Consider the following 18,460-nt stretch of genomic DNA (forward strand, 5'->3'; position numbering starts at 1 on the left):
GTCAGACCGCGAGCAGCCGCAGCGCTTCGGCGGCGAACACCTCGGGCACCTCGACCTGCGGGTAGTGCCCGACGCCGGGCAGCTCGATCACCGTCGCGTCGGGTCGTAGTTCACGCAGCCCGGCCAGCACGTTGACGGTGGCCACCGGATCGTCGAGGCCCCACAGGAAGTTCACCGGCTTGTCCCACGCGGTGATCGCCCCGTGCCAGCGCTGCGCGTAGCGCACACGCTCGTCGAGGTAGGCGCACAGCAGGTGCATGATGCGGTGGCCGTCGTTGTGCGCCAACAACGCCCATTGCGCCTCGGCCTCGTCCGGCGACAGCGGGTGCCCGGCGCTGAACAGTCGGGCGAACCCGCGCACGAATCCGGCGCGACCGGTCAGCCGGGACAACACCGGACCCAACGGCCCGCGCAGCACCTTCTGCGAGGGACGCAGGCTGGCCCGCTCCAGGATCACGCTGCCGTTGGTGAGCACCGCGGACCGCAGGTCGAACGGCAACCGCCCCTCGACATCTCGGGCGAGCAGTTCGGTGGCCACCGAGGTGCCCATGTCGTGCGCGATCATCGTCACCGGTCCCTGCACGGTCCGGGCGAGCACCTCGGCCACCAGGTCGGCCTGCTCCAGCAGGCTGTTGCGGCGCCGCGGCTTGTCCGACAACCCGAACCCGAGAAAGTCCAGCGTCACCCAGGCCCGGCCGGCCAGGGCAGGCACCACCTCGCGGTAGTCGAAGGAACTGGACGGAAACCCGTGCAGCAGCAGCACCGTCGGGCCGTCACCGTCGGCGGACCGGACGAACACCCGCCCCGCCGGGGTGTCCAGGAAGCGTCCACCATCGCACCACTGTTGGACCGTCGGCGGCAGCATGCCGGCGAGCCTAGGCGAACCGGTGCGGATGCGCGCCCGCTTACGCGAACGCGGTTACCGGCGGGCAGGAACACACCAGGTTGCGGTCCCCGTAGGCGGCATCGATCCGGCGGACCGGCGGCCACACCTTCGCCCGGAAGCCCTTGCCCAGCGGGTAGGCGGCCTGCTCACGGGTGTACGGGTGCGACCAATCGGCCACCAACAGCGATTCCGCGGTGTGCGGGGCGCCGCGCAGCGGATTGTCGTCCGCCGGCCACTCCCCCGACCCGACCTTGTCGATCTCGGCGCGGATGGCGATCATGGCCTCGCAGAACGCGTCGACCTCGGCCAGGCTTTCACTCTCGGTGGGCTCCACCATCAAGGTTCCCGCCACCGGGAAGCTCATCGTCGGCGCGTGGAAACCGAAGTCCGCCAGTCGTTTTGCCACATCATCGACGGTGACCCCGGTGGCCTTGGTGATTCCGTTGAGATCCAGGATGCATTCGTGGGCGACCATGCCGTTCTCGCCGGTGTAGAGCACCGGGAAGTACTCGTCGAGCCGGCGGGCCACATAGTTCGCCGAGGCGATCGCGGTCAGCGAGGCCGCCCGCAGACCCGTCGCGCCCATCATCCGGATGTAGGTCCAGGTGATCGGCAGGATCGACGCCGAACCGTACGGGGCGGCCGACACGGTGTACTTGTCACCGAGTTCATCGGCCAGCGGATGCCCGGGCAGGTAGGGCGCGAGGTGGCTGCGCACCGCGACCGGCCCGACCCCGGGACCGCCACCGCCGTGCGGGATGCAGAACGTCTTGTGCAGGTTCAGGTGGCTGACGTCGCCGCCGAAGCGACCGGGCCGGGCCAGTCCGACGAGCGCGTTGAGATTGGCGCCGTCGACGTAGACCTGACCGCCCGCATCGTGCACGGCCGCACAGATCTCGGCGACATCGTGCTCGTACACCCCGTGTGTGGACGGGTAGGTGATCATCAGCGCGGCCAACCGGTCGGCGTGCTCGGCCACCTTGGCGCGCAGATCGTCGAGGTCCACGTCGCCGTTGGCGCGGCAGCCGACCACCACCACCCGCATGCCCACCAACGCCGCGGACGCCGCGTTGGTGCCGTGCGCGCTGGACGGGATGAGGCACACATCCCGGTTGGTATCGCCATTGGCGCGGTGGTAGGCCTCGATGGCCAGCAGCCCGGCGTACTCGCCCTGCGATCCGGCGTTGGGCTGCAACGAGATCTCGTCGTAGCCGGTGATGGCGGTCAGCCAGGTCTGCAGATCGGCGATCAGCCGGCGCAGCCCCGGGTTGTCCGATGCCGGCGCGAACGGGTGCTGCTTGGCGAACTCGGCCCAGGTGATCGGCTCCATCTCCGCGGCCGCGTTGAGCTTCATCGTGCACGAGCCCAGCGGGATCATGCTGCGGTCGAGCGCGATGTCCTTGTCCGCCAAGGCCCGCAGGTACCGCATCATCGAGGTTTCGGTGCGGTACAGGTGGAAGGCCGGATGCGTCAGGAACTCCGAGGTCCGGGTGGCGATCGTCGATTCCGGCGCCGCCGCCGGGGTGACTCCGAACGCGTCCAGCACCGCAGCGACATGCTCATCGGTGGTGGCCTCGTCGCAGGACACCGACACGTGGTCGGCGTCGACCCGCCACAGGTTGATGCCGGCGGCCTTGGCCGCGGCCACGATGTCGTCGGCGCGGCCGGGCACCCGGGCCAGCACGGTGTCGAAGTAGGCCGGGTGCACCAGCGAATCTCCCAGGGCCGCAGCGATCGTCGCGGCGTGCCGGTGCACGCGGCGGGCGATGGCGGTCAACCCGGCGGCGCCGTGGTAACTGGCGTACATGGCGGCGATGACGGCCAGCAGCACCTGCGCGGTGCAGATGTTGCTGGTCGCCTTGTCCCGGCGGATGTGCTGCTCGCGGGTCTGCAGGCTCAGGCGATAGGCGTCCGCGCCATCGCTGTCCTTGGACACCCCGACCAGCCGGCCCGGCAACTGGCGGGCATGCTTGGTGTGTACGGCCAGGTACCCGGCGTGCGGTCCACCGAATCCCATTGGCACACCGAAACGTTGGGTGGTGCCGAAGGCCACGTCGGCGCCGAACTCTCCCGGCGGGGTGATCAGCGTCGCGGCCAGCAGGTCGGCGCCGACGGCGACCAGCGCGCCACGTTCGTGCGCCTGGTCGACCAGACCCGACCAGTCGGTGACACGTCCGCTGGCGCCCGGCAACTGCACGATGACGCCGAAGAAATCACCCTCGGGCAGGCCCTCGCGCAGGTCGGCCGTGATCACCTCGATGCCGAGCGGTTCGGCGCGGGTCGCGATGACGGCGGCGGTCTGGGTGTACACGTCGACGTCCACGGCCAGCCGCTTGGACGGGCCCTTGACCGCGCGGTGCATGAGCGTCATGGCCTCGGCGGCGGCGGTGCCCTCGTCGAGCATCGAGGCGTTGGCGACGTCCATCCCGGTCAGGTCGCTCACCATGGTCTGGAAGTTCAGCAGCGCCTCCAGGCGTCCCTGGCTGATCTCGGGCTGGTACGGCGTGTACGCGGTGTACCAGGCCGGGTTCTCCAAGATGTTGCGCTTGAGCACCGGCGGGGTCAGCGTGTCGAAGTAGCCCTGCCCGATCATCGACACCGCCACGGTGTTGGAGTCGGCCAGTGCGCGCAGCTCGGCGAGCGCCTGCTCCTCGGTGGCCGGCGGCGGCAGCTGATCCAGCCCCGGTGCCAGCCCGTCGGCGCCCACCGCGTCGAGGATGCCGGTCGGCAGCGCCTTGACCGCCAGTTCATCGAGGGAATCGACGCCGATGACGCCCAGCATGGTGGCGATGGCATCGGCGTCGGGCCCGATGTGGCGGTCGGCGAAACGCGACTGGAACTGGTCGGACACATGAACTCCCGGTCGAGGCGGTCTACGTACGCGCGCGCACGTCAGTGCCCTCTCCCTCTGTCGGGGGTGCCTGAGAGATTCAGTCCGCGGGTGGACCTTTCCCCATGGGCGGGTGCGCAGGGCACCGCTTTCCAGAGGCATCGTGGCCGTGTGCGGTCCGGGGGCCTGAGAGGTTGACGGAGAGGTATTGCTCCTTCGGCGCCCGTGGCTGGCGGCCACGGAACTCTCCCGCGCAAGGGCGATGCGTCGTTGATTCTACCGCCCGGCCAGATCCAGCGCCGTCCACGCCAGCGCAGTCGCCCCGTCACGCAGCGCGGCCTCGGCCTGCGGGCCCACCGCGGCGTCGGCGAATTCCCGCTGATGGTTCACCGCAGGCAGCGACCCGATGCCCAGATACGGGTGGATCGCCCGCACCACCTGGGACACATTGCCCATGTCGGTCGACGCGGTGCGCATCGCCGCCGCGCCCTCGGCCGGCTCGGCCAGCATGTCCCGCCCCAGCTCCGCGGCGTTGGCGATGAACAGGTCCAGCAGGTCCTCGTCGGTGCGGAATTCCGCGTACGGCGGGGACTCCAGCTCGATCTCCAGCTCGCATCCCGTCCCCAGGGCCCCGGCGGCGAAACAGTCGCGGATGCGGCGTTCGATGCCGGCGAGCTCGGCCAGGGTGCGGGCCCGCACATACCAGCGGCCGGTGGCCGAGTCCGGGATCGCGTTCGGTGCCGTCCCGGCGTCGGTCACCACCCCGTGTACCCGGGTGGTCGACGGCAGCTGCTGGCGCAGCAGCCCGATCGCCACCTGGGCGACGGTGAACGCGTCGGCGGCGTTCACACCCAGGTGCGGGTAGGCCCCGGCGTGCGCGCTGACGCCGCGGTAGGAGACCCGCCAATGCGCGACCGCCAGCGGTTCGGCGCGCGGGGCGTCGACAGGGCCGGGGTGCATCATCAGGGCCGCGTCCAGGCCGTCGAACTCGCCGGCCTCCAGCATGCCGATCTTGCCGCCGCCGCCCTCCTCGGCCGGGGTGCCGATGACGTGCACGGTGATACCGGTGTCGCCGGCGGCGCGCACCATCAGCGCCGCGCCGACCGCGGACGCGGCGATCAGGTTGTGCCCGCAGGCGTGCCCGAGGCCCGGTAGCGCGTCGTACTCGGCGATGAAGGCGATGTGCAGCGGCCCGTCGCCGGCGCGGGCGTGGAACGCGGTCTCCAGTCCGGCGGCCCGGCGGTCGACGCTGAACCCCTGCCCGTCGAGCAGGTCGGTCAGCATCCGGTGAGCCCGCACCTCCTGCCAGGCGATCTCGGGATCGGCGTGCAACCGGGTGCTGATGCCGCGCACCAGCTCCCAGTTGCGCGTCAGGTACCCCTGGGCGAGGGCTTTAGAGGTCACCCGGGACCCCGAAGCTCGGTGCGCCGGCGGGGTCGAGGGCACGACGGACGTAGTCGTCGCGCTGGGGTTCCCAGACCTCCCACAGTGCGGCCAGCTGTGTGTACGGGTCCTCGGACCAGTCCACCCGCAGAGTGGTCTCGGGCCACTCGACCTCGCGGTAGACCAGCAGCCCGGCGGCGTGGATCGGGCCCTCTTCGCCGCCGGCGTCCAGTGCGGCGGCCAGTCCGTCCAGCAGCCGCCGTTCGAACTGGGTGGCCGCGGAGGTCTCGTAACCCCGGACCAGTTCGGTGATGGTGGCCGCCGAGGCCAGCATGTTGCCGGCCCCGACGACGCCGTCACCGGCGAGGTGGTGGTGGGTGCCCAGGGCCCCGGCGCCACTGAACGCGGCGCTGCGACCCGCCCGGTCCAGCACGGTCAGCTGCCGGTAGTCGCGCATCGGGTGCGCCTCGACGACGGTGTCCAGGGCGGTCCGGGCGTCCGCGCCGGCGGCGAGCTGATCCAGCAGCAGGGGGCCCAGCCGGGGGTCGGTGACGTTCTGGCTGGCGGCCGCCCCGAGTCCGGGCCGGATGTTCAGGCAGCGCGAGGCCACCGCGGGCGAGGACGAGGCGATGACCATGCCGAAGGCGCCGGTGTCGCGGTCCAGCGCGGCGAGCGAGAACGTCATGACGCCCCCTGCCGCACCGCGATGACGTCCACCTCGACCAGCCACTCGGGCCGGGCCAGGGCGCTGACCACCAGCCCGGTGGACACCGGGTGCACGCCCTTGAGCCACCGCCCGATCACCCGGTACACGGCCTCGCGGTAGCGCGGATCCACAAGGTAGACGGTCACTTTGACGATGTCATCCAGGGTGGCGTCGGCCTCGGCGAGCAGGGTGGCGATATTGGACATCGCCTGCTCGGTCTGGGCGGCCACATCGCCGACGCCGATGTTCTCGGCGGTGTCGAGGTCCTGGCCGATCTGGCCGCGCAGGTAGATGGTGTCCCCGGCCACCACGGCCTGGCACAGATCGTTGTCGAGGTTCTGCTCCGGGTAGGTGTCGCGGGTGTTGAACGGGCGGATTCTGGTGTGTGTCACTGGCCCACCCGGTCGGACAGTTCGGCCGCGGACTTGACCAGCGCCAGCGGGCCGTCGAAGTCGAAGTTGCGGTAGACGGCCTGGTAGTGCGCGAACGGCGGTGCCTGGGCGAACAATTGGAAGGTCAGCCGGTGCCCGGCGTAGTCGCTGTTGAGCAGGTCGCGGGCGAACGCCAGCAGTTTGCGACGGTCGTCGGCCTGCCACTCGTCGGTGATGGAGTAGTACTTCTCCAGCCATTCCGAGGCGCCCGGGACGCCGAAGGTGGCCGAGTCCGGGGTGATGCAGATCTGGCCGCCGCACAGTTCGCGGGCGTAGTGCATCATCTGCGGCAGCTGGGTCTGGGCCCACACCCGGCCGGCGTACAGCAGCGACTGGTTGGGCATCAGCAGCCCGCCCGGGCTGGTCTCGGCGTTGGCGATCGAGGCGGTCAGGTGGGCATCGATGCCCTCCCGGTAGCAGGCCAGCATCGCCAGCTTCTCCTGCACGGCCGGGTTGTTGTCCAGCCCGGTCTGGCGCACGTTGTGCAGGGCCGCACCGATCATCAGGTCGGCGAACCGGATCGACCGGTGCACGTAGGGCAGCGCGCTGTAGCGGTGCAGGCAGCTGCGCACGAAGGTGGCGGCCCGGGTGTGCCGGTAGAACAGGATGTCGTCCCACGGGATCAGCACGTTGTCGAAGATCACCAGCGACTCGACCTCGTCCACCCGGTTGGACAGCGGGTAGTCCGCGGCATCGCGGCGGCCGGCGAAACCGGTGCGGCAGATGAACTTCAGGTTCGGCGCGTTCAGATCGGCGATGAACCCCACCGCGTAATCGGAGAGCTTGGAGTCGCCCCAGTTGGCGATGGTCGGCTTGGTGTAGGCCTGGGTGGCGTACGGCGCGGCGGTCTCGTACTTGGCGCCGCGCACGATGATGCCGTCGTCGGTCTCCTTGACCACGTGCAGCAGCATGTCGGGGTCCTGGTCCTGCGGGCGCTTGGACCGGTCGCCCTTGGGGTCGGTGTTGGCCGAGATGTGGAACGGGTCACCGGTGGCGGCCTTGTTCACGTGCCGGCGGATGTTCTCGGCGAACCGCGGGTCGACCTCGTTGAGCACGTCCTGCCCGTCGTAGAGGGCCCACATCTCACCGATGGTCTCGTCCCCGACCCGGGTGACCACGCCGCGGGCCTCGTCGAGGACCAGGTCGATGGCCTTGCGCTTGTCCTGCCAATCCTGTTGGGTCAGCGGCATCTTGTTGGCGATCGCGTTGCGCTCACCGTTCTCGTCGACGTAGCTCATCACGTCCTGGGTGGCGGCCTCGTGCGCCAGGTCGTAGATGCGGGCCCGGATGTCGACGATGGGCGCGAACATCGGGTGCTTGGTGACGTCGCGCACCTGTTCACCGTCGATGTAGATCTCGCGTCCGGTGTTGATGGACTCCCGGTATTCGTCTCCGGTCTTGATCATGCGAGCTGTCCTTCCGTGTTGTGGGCCGAGAGCGTGCGGTACGTGCCGCGCAGATGCAGCAGGGGTTCGGCGTCGGTGTGCACCACATGGCGCACCTCGCCGAGGTAGAGGTGGTGGGATCCGATATCGGTGACGCTGTGCAGCACGCACTCGAAGGCGGCCACGCTGTCGGCGTAGACCGGCAGACCGTTGCGGCCGTCGGCCCATTCGCCCTCGGCGAAGGTGAAAGGCGCCCGGCCGTCACGCGAGCGTCCGGCGAACGTGTCTGCGGCGACGTGATGTTCGGGCCCCAGCAGGGACACATTGAACGCGCCGGTGGCGCAGATCGCGGCGTTCATGGGGCTGCGCCGGTTGATACAGACGCCCAGGATGGCAGGTTCGTCGGAAACCCGGCTCACCGCGGAGACGGTCTGTCCCCAGCGCAGGTTGTCGGCGTCGGTGGTGACGATGGTGACGGGTGTCGCGGCACAGCTGATGGCGCGGATGAACTCGCGCGTGCCGGTCGGCGTCAGGGTGGATTTCATTGTCATCCCTTGCGTTTCGGATTCGGGATCGGTTCCACGGATGGCAGCGTTGATGTCCGTGGCTTCGATGCTGCCCGAATCGGGGTCATCTGACAAAGAGCTAGATCCGTTGTTCTACATCGGTTTTGGAGATGCATCCGGGCACGGTGACGACGACCTTGCCGACCCGGTCCGGTTCGGTGAACCTGCGGTGCGCGTCGGCGATGCGCTCGAGGCCGAAGGTGGTGTCCAGCACCGGGCGCAGCCGGCCGGCCACCAGCGCGGGCAGGACCTCGGCGGCCAGCTCCGCGCACAACGCGGCCCGCGTCTCATCCGGCAACCGGCCCAGGCTCGACGAGGACACCTCGGCACCGGCGGCCATCAACGAACCCAGGTCGATCTGCGCCTGACTGCCGCCGGCCACCCCGACGATCACCAGCCGCCCCTGCGGAGCGAGCAGGCCGATGTTGGCATCCAGGGTGGAGGCGCCCTGATTGTCCAGGATGATGTCGTAGCCGCCGGGTTCGCACCGGCGGGCCGCCTCGAACACATCCGTTCCGGCGTAGTCGATCACCCGGTGGGCGCCCAGCTCGGTGCACAATGCGGTCTTCGCCGCGCCGCGGGCAGTGCCGGTGACCAGCGCGCCGCGGGTCCGGGCCAGCTGGACGGCCAGCGAGCCCACTCCCCCGGCGGCACCGTGGATCAGTACCCGTTCCCCGGACCGAAGTCGGCCGCGGTGCACCAGGTTCCACCAGGCCGTCGCCGCTGCCTCCGGCACGGCACCGGCGATCACCGGGTCGAGCCCGTCGGGCAGCACCAGGCACGCCCCGGCCGGTACGGCCACGTATTCGGCGTAGGTGCCCGCCCGGGTCAGAGCGGCCACCCGGTCGCCGACCTTCGGTGCGCTGACCGCGCTGCCGACGGCCACCACGGTGCCTGCGCATTCCAGGCCGGGGATGCCACCGGGGGGTGCCGGCATGACGCCGCGGCACTGCAGGATCTCGGCGTTGTTGATCCCGAAGGCCGCCACCGCGATCAGAACCTCCGTCGGGCCCGGCTCCGGGACCGCCACCCGTTGGATGCGCAGGGGCTGCGCACCGCCCGGATCAACCAGCACGGCCGCCGGCATCGTGGTCATCGCAGCACCACCTGCGCGTGGAAATCGAGGATGGCCCGGGCGAATTCGGCCGGACAGGTCTCGGGGCTGGAGATGTCGCCGTCGCCCAGGACGTGCTCGCGGGCCTGCGGGAAGGCCGCCATGATCTGGCCGTGGCGCGGGAAGGCCCGCTTGTCGCGTGCCGAAGCCATGCACAGCACCGGTCCCGGGTAGCGGCCGAGACGATCCTCGGAGCGGTAGGCGGACACCGCCGCCGTACCGCGGTCGGGGTCCGAGTGAGACAGCACATCGCGGATGTAGCGGGCCTGCACATCGGGGGCCGATTGCGTCAGGTACTCGGCACGACGGCGCCACAGTGCGGCGAGGTGGTCGCCGTCGGCACGGGCGGGGATGGCGTTGAACGGTGCTGCGCCGCGGCGACGCTCGCGTTCCTCGGCGTCGATGAAGGGAGTCGACGACAGCACCAGGGACAGCACCCGATCCGGCGCCTCGGCGGCCATCTGATAGGCGACCAGACCGCCGAAGTGGTGGCCCACCAGGTGGGCGCACGGCACACGCAGCGTGTCCAGCAGGTCCAGCACGGCCGTGGCCGTCGCCTCGATGGTGTTCTCGGCCGGTGCTTCCGAGGCACCGTATCCGGGCAGGTCGGGTATCACGATACGGTACCCGTCGATCAGACCGGCAACGTCCCGGAACTCATCCCAGCTGCGCGGGGTCTGGTGCAGCAGCACCAGGCACGGGCCGTCGATGTCGGCACCCGAGGTGACGACATGCATTCTCCCCGAACGGGTCTGGACGTACATGGGTTCCGGCGCTGCGCCGCTCACGTGGCCTCCAAGTCAGTGGACGATGACTCCATCCAAAACCGCGTCGAGCATCTTGGCAAACAGTGAATAGCGTTGCACCGCATCGGATCCGCAGATGCAATGGATCACCGTAGACGATCGCGCGACAGGGTCCGGCTCAGCAGTCGCCGGCCACCACAGCCCGGCAGCGCTCGGCGAAAGCGATGGCGCGCCTGCTCATTCGGATCGACTGCAGGGAGGCCACCACCACGCGCAGTGGGCGCACCTCGTCGGTGATCGGTACCGCTACCACCCGGCCGCCGGCGTAGGTGCTGTCGGTGGCCGGGAGCTGGTGCAGCAGGCTGTACCCGTGGTCCTGGGCTACCATGGCGCGCACCGTCTCATAGCTGCTGGACCGGTACTGCACGTTCGGCGTCAGACCGCGCTCGCTGAACACGCCGATGAAATAGTCACGGCTGAACGGGAGATCGACCAGGATCATCGGTTCGTCCACCAGGTCGGCCAACCGGATGCCGGTCTCCCCGGCCAGCCGGTGCGAGGCGGGAAGCGCTGCGTAGGGCTTGATCTCGGCCAGCACGTCCCGGTCGATGTGATCCCCGAGGGCCAGGTCGTAGGTCAGGGCCACCTCGGCCCGTCCCGACTCCAGGTATTCGCCGACTTCACCGGCCACCGCCTCGGTGACGTGCACCTCCAGGCCGGGGTGGTCGCGCTTGAGCCCGGCCAGGATGGACGGTAGGTAGAACGGTGCCAACGGGCTGAAGCACACCACCTGCAGCGGTCCCCAGAACGCCTGTGTCTCACCGGCTATCGACTCCAGCGATTCGGCCAGCGCGGTGAGGGTCTGGCGGGACCGCAGCAGCAGTTCCTTACCCGCCGCGGTGAGGATCAGTCCCTTGGCGTGCCGGCGGATGAAAAGCTGGACACCGAGTTCCTTCTCCAGGTGCGCGACGGCCGAGGACACCGCCGACTGCGCGACGAACAGGTCCTCGGCCGCCCGGGTCATGCTCTCCCGCTCCGCGACCCGGATGAAGTAGCGCAGCTGGGTCAGCGAGATCCCGCGCAACTGGTCGACACCGGTCACGGGCCACCCATGACCGAGGGCAGCCAGGTCGCCAGTGCCGGGAACAGGATCACCAGCACCAACACCGCGATCGTGGCCAACAGGAACGGGGTGTTGGCACGCAGCACACCCCACGCGTCGACCTTGGCGATCTTGGCCGCCACCACCAGTGACATCGCCACCGGTGGGGTGACCTGGCCGATGATGACGGTCAGCACGATGATGACACCGAAGTGCAGTGGGTCGATTCCGACGGCCAGCATGGTCGGCAGCATCACCGGCATGATCACCGGAATGAGCGGGTCGAACAGCATGCCGGCCAGGATCGCCGTGAGCGCCAGCACCACCACGTAGCCGATCTGCACATCGCCCGGCACGATCATGGTGGCGAAGTCGGTGAGCGCCTTGGGCAGTCCGGCCATCGCGAGCACCGCGCCCAGGGCGACCGAGACGCCCACGATCAGCATCACCTCGCCGGTGAGCACCGCGGCCTCGACCAGGCAGCGGTAGAGGCGGCGGAATCCCAGGGACCGCATCACCACCATGGAGATGACGACGGCGTAGACGACGGCGAAGGCACCGGATTCGGTCGGGGTGAAGATACCGAGCACGAGGCCGCAGATCACCAGGACGGGAACACCGAATGCCAGGATCGAGCCGCGCAGCGTCCGCCAGGCCTCGCGGCCGCTGAACTCGATCTTCTCCCCCCAGCCGTTGCGCTTGGCCTGGACGGCGACCACCACCATCAGCACCGCGGTGAGGATCAGGCCGGGAATGATGCCGGCCAGGAACAGCGCACCCAACGAGGTGCCGGTGGCCGCGGCGTACAGGATCATCGGTGAGGACGGCGGGATCAACGGCCCGATGCCCGATGACGAAGCGGTGAGCGCGGCGGCGTAGGGCCCGGGATAGCCGTGCTTGCGCATCTGCGGGATGATCGTCGACCCGGTGCCGGCCAGATCGGCCACCGAGGTGCCCACCATACCGCCGAAGAACAGGCTGGTGGACACGTTGACCTGGGCCAGGCCGCCCGGCAGCGGACCGAAAACCGCTCTGGCGAAGGCGAAGACGCGCTCGGCGATACCACCGGCGTTCATCACCACACCGGCCAGGATGAACAGCGGCATGGCCAGCAGCACGAAGCTGCTCATCCCGTCGGTCACCTGCTGCGGGTACTGCAGCATCCAGGAGCCGCCCATCGTCGCGTACAGCGCGACACCGCCGGCCATCGCGATGATCAGCGGGGTGCCGAGCAGCAGCAGGCCGACGATGACGGCCAGTGTGATCGCCAGCGTCACGGCTGTTCCTCCTCGATCTGACGCAGGATCGCCGCCCGGCAACCCGGCAACTGGAACAGCACGATGAGCGCCGCGGCCAGCGCACCGACCGGTAACGCCGCGGTGAAGAACCCGGACGGCAGCCGCAGGTACGGGACGGGGTCGTCACCGAACGTGGTGACGTACAGGTAGGCGAACCAGGCCAGGTGCAGCAGCACCGCCGCGGTGAGCAGATCGGTGAACAGCCGCAGCCACACCTGTGCCCGCACCGACAACCGGCCGACGAAGGCCCGGATGGCGATCGACTCGCGGCGGCGCACACCGAGCGTGAAGCCCAGCATGGTCAGCCACAGCATCAGCCCGGTGACCAGTTCCTCGGTCCACCCCAGCGGGGAGTTGAATCCGGCCCGCAGCACCGCGTTGGCGAACAGGATCAGGGTGATCGCCGCCAGCGTCGTCGCCGCGAGCAACTCCAGGACCCGGTCGATCAGCTTGTGGGTGCCGGGATCCGGATCCACCCCGGTGGTGGAATCCAGCACCATGGCGACGTCACCGGGCTCGGCGACCGGCGGATGCGCCCCGACCGCCGTCATGCGCCGGCTCCGGTCGCGGCGGGGTCGAGCCGGTCGTCGAACAGCCTGCCGAAACCGGGACGCGCCGCGCGCACCCCGGCGATCTGGAGGGCGTACCAGAACGAGGCCTGCACCGCGCTGATCACCGGCTTGCCCAACTCGGCCTCCAGCGCCGCGATGGCGCCGACACTGGCGAAGTTGGTGCAGCTGATGAATACCGCGCTCGCCTCGTCGGTGTCGGTCTCGACCGCGAGATCGTAGACCCGTTCCAGCGGGACTTCGGCGAGCTCCTTGTCACTGGTGATCCCCAGCCCGACGCTGGCCACCACCGGGTGCCCGTTCTCGCCGAAAAACCTTGTTGCGCGGTCGATCACCTCTTGCTTGTAGGGGGTGACCAGGCTGATCGGTCCGGCGCCGACGGCCTTGAGGGCGGCGATGCTGGCGGTCGAGGTGGTGGTGCACCGGCCGGTGAGCCCGCTCCATTCCTCGAAGTGGCCGACCAGCATCCGGTCCCAGGCCGTACCGTGCAGGAACGATGCACTGGTCCCGCCGAAGACCAGCACGTCCAGCGGGGCCTGGGCGACCAGTTCGACAGCGGTGCGCAGTTCCGGTGAACGCATCATCGCGTCGATGCCGTCCACGGTGACGCTCGGCAGCGTCACCCTGCTGGTGTGCACGGTGGCCGACGGGGTGGCCATGGCGTACATCTCGGCCTCCATCAGCGTGCTGGAGGCCATGTAGACCAGGCCGATCCGGGTGGCGGTGTTGAGCGCACCGAGCGGCAGGTGTGGCCGGGACAGCCGGGAGGTGGCGTTCACTGGCGGTACTCGGCGATCACGCGGTCGGCGAAGTCACCGGGGATGCCCGCGGCGATCTCGTCGCGCACCCCGCTGACCGCCTCGCTGAGCTGGTTGACGTCGGCCTCGTTGACCTGCACCCCGGCCGCCTCGAACTTCGACAGCAGCTCTTCGTCGGCCTCGGCACCGGCGGCGCGGCTGGTGGCCGCGGCGGCCGCGGCGGCCTTCTCCAGTCCCTGCTGGACCTCGGGCGAGAGCCCCTGCCAGGTGTCCTCGTTCATGGCCAGGTAGACGGGGCTGTAGATGTGCGAGGTCAGCGACAGATAGGGCTGCTTCTCGTAGAAGGAGAATGCGTCGATGACCTTCAGCGGGTTCTCCTGGCCGTCCAGCACTCCCTGGTCCAGCGCCAGGTAGGCCTCACCGATGTCGATCTGGGTCGGTGCGGCACCGAGCGCCTCGAACAGCGCGACGCGAGCCGGGTTGCCCGGCACCCGGATCTTCAGGCCCGTCAGATCCGACGAGGTGACGATGGGGCGCTTGCTGTTGGTGATCTGCCGGAATCCGTTCTCGCCGAAGCCCAGAACACGAGCGCCGATCGTTTCCACCAGCGATTCGCTCAATTCATCCCCGTAGGGCCCGTCCAGGAACTCCGCGACCGTCTCACGGTCGGTGAACAGGAACGGCATGTCCATGATGGTGAAGGTGGGGTCCAGATTGGCCACCGAACCGCTGACCGCGGCGACGTCGATGGCGCCGGCCCGCAGCCCTTGCAGCACCGCCTCCTCGTCGCCGATCGCCCCGCCGGTCTGCACGGTGATGTCGACCGAGTCACCCAGTTCGTTCTCGACCTCCTCTGCGAAGGCAAGCAGCATGTCCGCCAACGGATCTCCGGCGCTGGTTTCCACTGCGAACATGAGACTCGTTGCGCCGTCCTTGTTTTTGCTCGAATCGGAGCAGCCGGACAGCACCAGCGCGGCGGCCACGCCACACATCGTGATCGCCCTTGTCAGTGACTTCATCGTTTTCCTCTCATGGCCCAACGATTTTCGGGTGGAACTGGAATCCGCCGCCGGCGCCGATGCCAACGCGATGGAGTCAAGGTTCCGAGACCGACTGGACCGCGTCAAACAGTCAAAAGCGAGCGCCTGCATCTGTCAAACAGATGCTCTGTAACACGAATTTAACTGCGGCAGAGGACACTTGGATGTGACACGGACGTAACGCGAATACGGTTCACTACTCTGTTGCGATCATCGGCCAGAGTCCGGATGCTCGGTAAAGGCGATGGTCACCGACCGCTGCATGCCGGATGGTGCGGGGCCGATCGCCCGACATCGGCGGCGTGTGATCAACATCATCAACACGGCGGGACCGGGACTGTGTCCAACGCCATGTTGTTTGCAAACGAAAAAAGCCGCCCGTAGGCGGCCTCTCTCAGGTCTGGCGGTGCGAACTCAGCCGATCTTGCGGTCGCGGGTCTTGCGCCGCGAGGCCAGCTCGTCCTCCGGCGCGGCGATCGACTCGCCGCCGTCCGCGCGCTCCCCCGGGAAGTCGGCGATCGCGCCGGTCAGTTCCCGCATGGCACCCGACACCGCGATGCCGAAGACGCCCTGGCCGCCCTGCAGCAGGTCGACGACCTCTTCGGCGGAGGTGCATTCGTAGACGGTGGTGCCGTCGGAGAACAGGGTGATGTTCGCGAGGTCCTGGACGCCGCGCTGGCGCAGGTGATCGACCGCGACACGGATGTTGTGCAGCGAGATACCGGTGTCCAGCAGCCGCTTCACGATCTTGAGGACCAGGATGTCCTTGAAGGAGTACAGCCGCTGGCTGCCGGATCCGGCGGCGCCGCGGATCGACGGGACCACCAGCGAGGTGCGCGCCCAGTAATCCAGCTGGCGGTAGGTGATGCCGGCGATCTGGCAGGCGCTGGGCCCGCGGTACCCGACGAGTTCGTCCGGCACCGAATCATCGGGGAAGAGCCCGCCCTGCACGGGCTCGCTGGGAGCGCTGCTCACCGGCGGTCTGGTGCCGCTGGAAGACAAGTCCAACTCCCCCTGATGTGGCGTGTCGCCCACAGTCCATCCTCTCGCCGTCGACCCCGGACCGTGACCGATATCGCGTCAGATCCAGGTTCGATTGTGTCGAGCATACGCTCAACACATTGCTGCTACTGCTCGTCGTCGATCAAAATTATGGCTGCCCGTTTCCCACGCCGCTCACACTCGACCCGCGTGTCGAACTCACGAGACGCATCCGTGACGTTCCCTTGATCAGGTGGCTTTGAAGTCGTCCGGGGACACACTGTCGAGGAACTCCTTGAACTTCTCCACCTCGTCCTCGCGCACCGGTCCGTCCGACTCGTCCTCGGTCTCGTCCGGGATCAGCAGCCCGGCCTCGGCCAGCACGGCCTCCTCGACGTAGATCGGCACCCCGACCCGCAGCGCGATGGCCACCGAGTCCGAGGGCCGCGCGGACACCTTGATGTCCCGGTCGAAGATCAGGTCGGCATAGAAGGTGCCTTCCTGCAGGTCGACGATGCGTACCTCTTTGAGCGAATGGCCCAGCGCAGCAATCAGATCGCGGATGAGGTCGTGCGTGAGCGGGCGGGGTGTCTCAATACCCTGCTGCTCCTGCGCGATCGCCTGAGCCTCGGACTGGCCGATCCAGATCGGCAGATAACGGTCACCATTGGACTCGCGAAGCAACAGCACCGGCTGGTTCTGGGGTTGCTCCACGCGTATCCCGACTACCCGAACCTCACCCATCAGCGCCTGCCCTTCGCGATTCAGCCGTCGAGGAAAAGTCTAGTCCTCAACGATCGAGAACGTCTCGCACCGCCGACTTGATCAAGGACGTGTGCAAGGTGATGGCCAGGGCCGCGACTTCCCGGGCCAGATCGTCGGCGCGGTCCCGCGCGCCGGCCTTCCCCGCAGCGGCCACCGGGCCCGCGATCTGGGCGATCAGATCCGACTGCCGGTCGGCCGCGGAGCGGAAGGCACGCAGGTGCCGCGGCTCGACGCCGTAGTCGGCCAGCGCCCGCGCACACTGCGCGATCGTCACCGAATGCTCGTCGAAGAAGCCCGCCGGCCCGGGTTTGATGACTCCCGCGGTGACCAGCGCGCCCAGAAGGGCGTTGTCGACACCGGATCGGGAGAGCAGATCCTCACGGCTGAGCCGCACCTGTGCCGGGGCCACCGCGTCGGTGCCTGCCGGGCCGGCCCCGTCTGCACCGGATTCCCCGGTCACCTGCACCAGACGCGGCACGGCGTACGCGGAGCCCAGCGCCGGCAGCTCGCCGTCCGGCTGGGCGTCCAGCTGCGCCTTGATGACTTTCAGCGGCAGGTACTGGTCACGTTGCGCGGTGAGCACGAACCGCAGCCGCGCACAGTCGTAGGCGGTGAACCGACGGTAGCCCGCGGCCGAACGCTGCGGTGTGACCAGCCCTTCGGCCTCCAGAAACCGGATCTTGGAGATGGTCACATCCGGGAAGTCCGGACGCAGCAGGTCCAGAACCGCTCCGATGGACATCCCGGCCGGTGCCGGTTCGGGCTGGGTCATGTAGTCCTGGCCTATCAGTTGCCGGCCAATCAGCTACCGGCGGCGTCGTCCGTCTTCGGCCCGGTCAGGAACACCAGGCGGAACTTGCCGATCTGAACCTCGTCGCCGTTGGCCAGCACGGCCGAGTCGACGGGCTCCCGGTTGACGTAAGTGCCGTTGAGGCTGCCCACGTCGACGACCTGGAACTCGCTGGACTCCAGCCGGAACTCCGCATGGCGGCGGCTGACCGTGACGTCGTCGAGGAAGATGTCGCTGTCGGGATGGCGGCCCGCCGACGTGGTGGCCTGGTCGAGCAGGAATCGCGACCCTGCGTTCGGGCCGCGCTTGACGACCAGGAGTGCCGAACCGACCGGCAGTCCCTCGACGCCCGATACCGAGCTCTCGGCACCGGTTGCCGGTGGGGCATCCAACTCATTGAGGAAATCAGCGCGGAAAACCGATGTCGTCTCCACTGTGACTTCGTCGGACGTCTGGTCGGCTTGAAAGTTGCTGTTTTCCGTCACCCGCTGCTCCTCTACTGGCTGCTGTGGCGTGTCTGTCCGGCGGCCGTCCGGGGTCATGCAGCGACCCCTTCGGACTCCTGGATGCGTCTTACGTCGACCGTACCGCGCCGGGCAGCCCATTGGGTCCACCACCGCCGGATCTGGTCACGCAGACTCGCTCACGCTTGTCGCTGATCAACCGATCCGCAAAACCCTAACAACTGCTACTCGGGCAGGATCCCGCGGTAGCCGTCCGCGTCCAACAGGCCAGGCAGCGGGCCGGCCGCCGGGGCGTCCTCGATCTGCAGTTCGACCAGCCAGCCCTCGCCGTACGGATCGGAATTGACCAGCTCGGGGCTGCCTTCCAGCTCGCCGTTGACGGCAACGACTTTGGCGGTGACCGGGGCGTACAGGTCCGACAGCGACTTGGTGGATTCCACCTCGCCGAACGAGTCGCCGGCCGTGACCGCGGCGCCGACATCGGGCAGCTGCACGAACACCACGTCGCCCAGGGCGGCCTGCGCGTAATCGGTGATGCCGACCCGCACGGTGTCCTCGCCGGTGCGTCGCACCCATTCGTGCTCGGCGGTGTACTGCAGATCGGACGGGATCTCGCTCACGGGGCTCCTTCAGCGGCTCGGACTCG

At 68.8% G+C, this 18,460-nt stretch carries 20 protein-coding genes and 2 riboswitches; of the genes, 1 reads left to right on the forward strand and 19 read right to left on the reverse strand.

All coding sequences use genetic code 11. The features are described from left to right. Nucleotide 1 precedes the first annotated feature (1 nt). The 14 genes from K0O62_RS16215 to K0O62_RS16280 form a co-directional block, all read right to left on the reverse strand. A complete protein-coding gene (locus K0O62_RS16215; protein WP_073858117.1) occupies nucleotides 2-865 on the reverse strand; it encodes an alpha/beta fold hydrolase in 864 nt (287 codons plus the stop codon). Nucleotides 866-905: 40 nt separating this feature from the next. Then, nucleotides 906-3,737, reverse strand: coding sequence for an aminomethyl-transferring glycine dehydrogenase (gene gcvP, locus K0O62_RS16220; protein WP_073858118.1), 2,832 nt, complete (start codon nucleotides 3,735-3,737; stop codon nucleotides 906-908). 47 nt (nucleotides 3,738-3,784) lie between these two features. Continuing rightward, nucleotides 3,785-3,880, reverse strand: a riboswitch (glycine riboswitch). Next, a riboswitch (glycine riboswitch) is annotated at nucleotides 3,881-3,978 on the reverse strand. Nucleotides 3,979-3,992: 14 nt separating this feature from the next. After that, entirely contained in the window at nucleotides 3,993-5,120 is a 1,128-nt protein-coding gene (locus tag K0O62_RS16225; RefSeq protein ID WP_073858119.1) for a M20 family metallopeptidase, read from the reverse strand. Then, a complete protein-coding gene (locus K0O62_RS16230; protein WP_073858120.1) occupies nucleotides 5,110-5,784 on the reverse strand; it encodes a DUF1028 domain-containing protein in 675 nt (224 codons plus the stop codon). The genes K0O62_RS16225 and K0O62_RS16230 overlap by 11 nt, the downstream gene beginning before the upstream one ends. Beyond that, the gene (locus tag K0O62_RS16235; protein WP_073858121.1) at nucleotides 5,781-6,197 is read right to left on the reverse strand and encodes a RidA family protein; all 417 of its coding nucleotides are present in this window, start codon (nucleotides 6,195-6,197) and stop codon (nucleotides 5,781-5,783) included. The genes K0O62_RS16230 and K0O62_RS16235 overlap by 4 nt, the downstream gene beginning before the upstream one ends. Next, entirely contained in the window at nucleotides 6,194-7,642 is a 1,449-nt protein-coding gene (locus K0O62_RS16240) for a 4-hydroxyphenylacetate 3-hydroxylase family protein (protein WP_073858122.1), read from the reverse strand. The genes K0O62_RS16235 and K0O62_RS16240 overlap by 4 nt, the downstream gene beginning before the upstream one ends. Continuing rightward, a complete protein-coding gene (locus K0O62_RS16245) occupies nucleotides 7,639-8,166 on the reverse strand; it encodes a flavin reductase family protein (protein ID WP_165637017.1) in 528 nt (175 codons plus the stop codon). Before K0O62_RS16245 ends, K0O62_RS16240 begins: the two co-directional genes overlap by 4 nt. A 100-nt stretch (nucleotides 8,167-8,266) precedes the next feature. Continuing rightward, on the reverse strand, nucleotides 8,267-9,283 hold the full coding sequence (locus K0O62_RS16250; RefSeq protein WP_079244107.1) for a putative NAD(P)H-quinone oxidoreductase, PIG3 family: 1,017 nt from the start codon (nucleotides 9,281-9,283) through the stop codon (nucleotides 8,267-8,269). Then, nucleotides 9,280-10,089: an alpha/beta fold hydrolase gene (locus K0O62_RS16255; protein WP_079244108.1), complete on the reverse strand. Its 810-nt coding sequence runs from the start codon at nucleotides 10,087-10,089 to the stop codon at nucleotides 9,280-9,282. The genes K0O62_RS16250 and K0O62_RS16255 overlap by 4 nt, the downstream gene beginning before the upstream one ends. Nucleotides 10,090-10,225: 136 nt before the next feature. After that, a complete protein-coding gene (locus K0O62_RS16260; protein ID WP_234800210.1) occupies nucleotides 10,226-11,149 on the reverse strand; it encodes a LysR family transcriptional regulator in 924 nt (307 codons plus the stop codon). Then, complete coding sequence (locus K0O62_RS16265; protein WP_073858124.1) at nucleotides 11,146-12,426, reverse strand: TRAP transporter large permease; 1,281 nt, start codon at nucleotides 12,424-12,426, stop codon at nucleotides 11,146-11,148. Before K0O62_RS16265 ends, K0O62_RS16260 begins: the two co-directional genes overlap by 4 nt. Beyond that, the gene (locus K0O62_RS16270) at nucleotides 12,423-12,998 is read right to left on the reverse strand and encodes a TRAP transporter small permease (RefSeq protein ID WP_079244109.1); all 576 of its coding nucleotides are present in this window, start codon (nucleotides 12,996-12,998) and stop codon (nucleotides 12,423-12,425) included. Before K0O62_RS16270 ends, K0O62_RS16265 begins: the two co-directional genes overlap by 4 nt. Next, nucleotides 12,995-13,795 carry a maleate cis-trans isomerase family protein gene (locus tag K0O62_RS16275; protein ID WP_079244110.1) on the reverse strand — a complete coding sequence of 267 codons (801 nt, stop codon included), beginning with the start codon at nucleotides 13,793-13,795 and terminating at the stop codon, nucleotides 12,995-12,997. The genes K0O62_RS16270 and K0O62_RS16275 overlap by 4 nt, the downstream gene beginning before the upstream one ends. After that, complete coding sequence (locus tag K0O62_RS16280; protein ID WP_073858125.1) at nucleotides 13,792-14,688, reverse strand: TRAP transporter substrate-binding protein; 897 nt, start codon at nucleotides 14,686-14,688, stop codon at nucleotides 13,792-13,794. The genes K0O62_RS16275 and K0O62_RS16280 overlap by 4 nt, the downstream gene beginning before the upstream one ends. On the opposite strand from K0O62_RS16280, the gene K0O62_RS16285 reads away from it, so the two are divergent. Beyond that, nucleotides 14,687-14,947 (forward strand): hypothetical protein, encoded by a 261-nt coding sequence (locus K0O62_RS16285; protein ID WP_073858126.1) that lies wholly within the window; start codon nucleotides 14,687-14,689, stop codon nucleotides 14,945-14,947. The genes K0O62_RS16280 and K0O62_RS16285 overlap by 2 nt on opposite strands. Before the next feature lie 281 nt (nucleotides 14,948-15,228). Here the strand turns inward: K0O62_RS16285 and K0O62_RS16290 are convergent, their stop codons facing one another. The 5 genes from K0O62_RS16290 to gcvH form a co-directional block, all read right to left on the reverse strand. Beyond that, nucleotides 15,229-15,849, reverse strand: a complete 621-nt coding sequence (locus K0O62_RS16290; protein WP_073858127.1) for a MerR family transcriptional regulator — start codon at nucleotides 15,847-15,849, stop codon at nucleotides 15,229-15,231. Nucleotides 15,850-16,044: 195 nt separating this feature from the next. After that, nucleotides 16,045-16,539 carry a bifunctional nuclease family protein gene (locus K0O62_RS16295; RefSeq protein WP_073858128.1) on the reverse strand — a complete coding sequence of 165 codons (495 nt, stop codon included), beginning with the start codon at nucleotides 16,537-16,539 and terminating at the stop codon, nucleotides 16,045-16,047. Between the two features lie 46 nt (nucleotides 16,540-16,585). Beyond that, on the reverse strand, nucleotides 16,586-17,332 hold the full coding sequence (gene ftsR / locus K0O62_RS16300; RefSeq protein WP_073858129.1) for a transcriptional regulator FtsR: 747 nt from the start codon (nucleotides 17,330-17,332) through the stop codon (nucleotides 16,586-16,588). Between the two features lie 29 nt (nucleotides 17,333-17,361). Beyond that, complete coding sequence (odhI, locus tag K0O62_RS16305; RefSeq protein ID WP_276036050.1) at nucleotides 17,362-17,892, reverse strand: oxoglutarate dehydrogenase inhibitor Odhl; 531 nt, start codon at nucleotides 17,890-17,892, stop codon at nucleotides 17,362-17,364. Between the two features lie 146 nt (nucleotides 17,893-18,038). Beyond that, on the reverse strand, nucleotides 18,039-18,434 hold the full coding sequence (gene gcvH, locus K0O62_RS16310) for a glycine cleavage system protein GcvH (protein ID WP_073858131.1): 396 nt from the start codon (nucleotides 18,432-18,434) through the stop codon (nucleotides 18,039-18,041). Nucleotides 18,435-18,460 lie beyond the last annotated feature (26 nt).

Origin of the sequence: Mycolicibacterium diernhoferi, assembly GCF_019456655.1 — a bacterium.
Lineage (GTDB): Bacteria > Actinomycetota > Actinomycetes > Mycobacteriales > Mycobacteriaceae > Mycobacterium > Mycobacterium diernhoferi.

Coding starts and splice junctions, on each gene's coding strand:
- ftsR (WP_073858129.1), bottom strand. CDS start 17,332: ATGACCCAGCCCGAACCGGCACCGGCCGGGATGTCCATCGGAGCGGTT.
- K0O62_RS16240 (WP_073858122.1), bottom strand. CDS start 7,642: ATGATCAAGACCGGAGACGAATACCGGGAGTCCATCAACACCGGACGC.
- K0O62_RS16250 (WP_079244107.1), bottom strand. CDS start 9,283: ATGACCACGATGCCGGCGGCCGTGCTGGTTGATCCGGGCGGTGCGCAG.
- K0O62_RS16270 (WP_079244109.1), bottom strand. CDS start 12,998: ATGACGGCGGTCGGGGCGCATCCGCCGGTCGCCGAGCCCGGTGACGTC.
- K0O62_RS16280 (WP_073858125.1), bottom strand. CDS start 14,688: ATGTTCGCAGTGGAAACCAGCGCCGGAGATCCGTTGGCGGACATGCTG.
- odhI (WP_276036050.1), bottom strand. CDS start 17,892: ATGACCCCGGACGGCCGCCGGACAGACACGCCACAGCAGCCAGTAGAG.
- K0O62_RS16245 (WP_165637017.1), bottom strand. CDS start 8,166: ATGAAATCCACCCTGACGCCGACCGGCACGCGCGAGTTCATCCGCGCC.
- K0O62_RS16230 (WP_073858120.1), bottom strand. CDS start 5,784: ATGACGTTCTCGCTCGCCGCGCTGGACCGCGACACCGGCGCCTTCGGC.
- K0O62_RS16285 (WP_073858126.1), top strand. CDS start 14,687: ATGAGACTCGTTGCGCCGTCCTTGTTTTTGCTCGAATCGGAGCAGCCG.
- K0O62_RS16215 (WP_073858117.1), bottom strand. CDS start 865: ATGCTGCCGCCGACGGTCCAACAGTGGTGCGATGGTGGACGCTTCCTG.
- K0O62_RS16295 (WP_073858128.1), bottom strand. CDS start 16,539: ATGGGTGAGGTTCGGGTAGTCGGGATACGCGTGGAGCAACCCCAGAAC.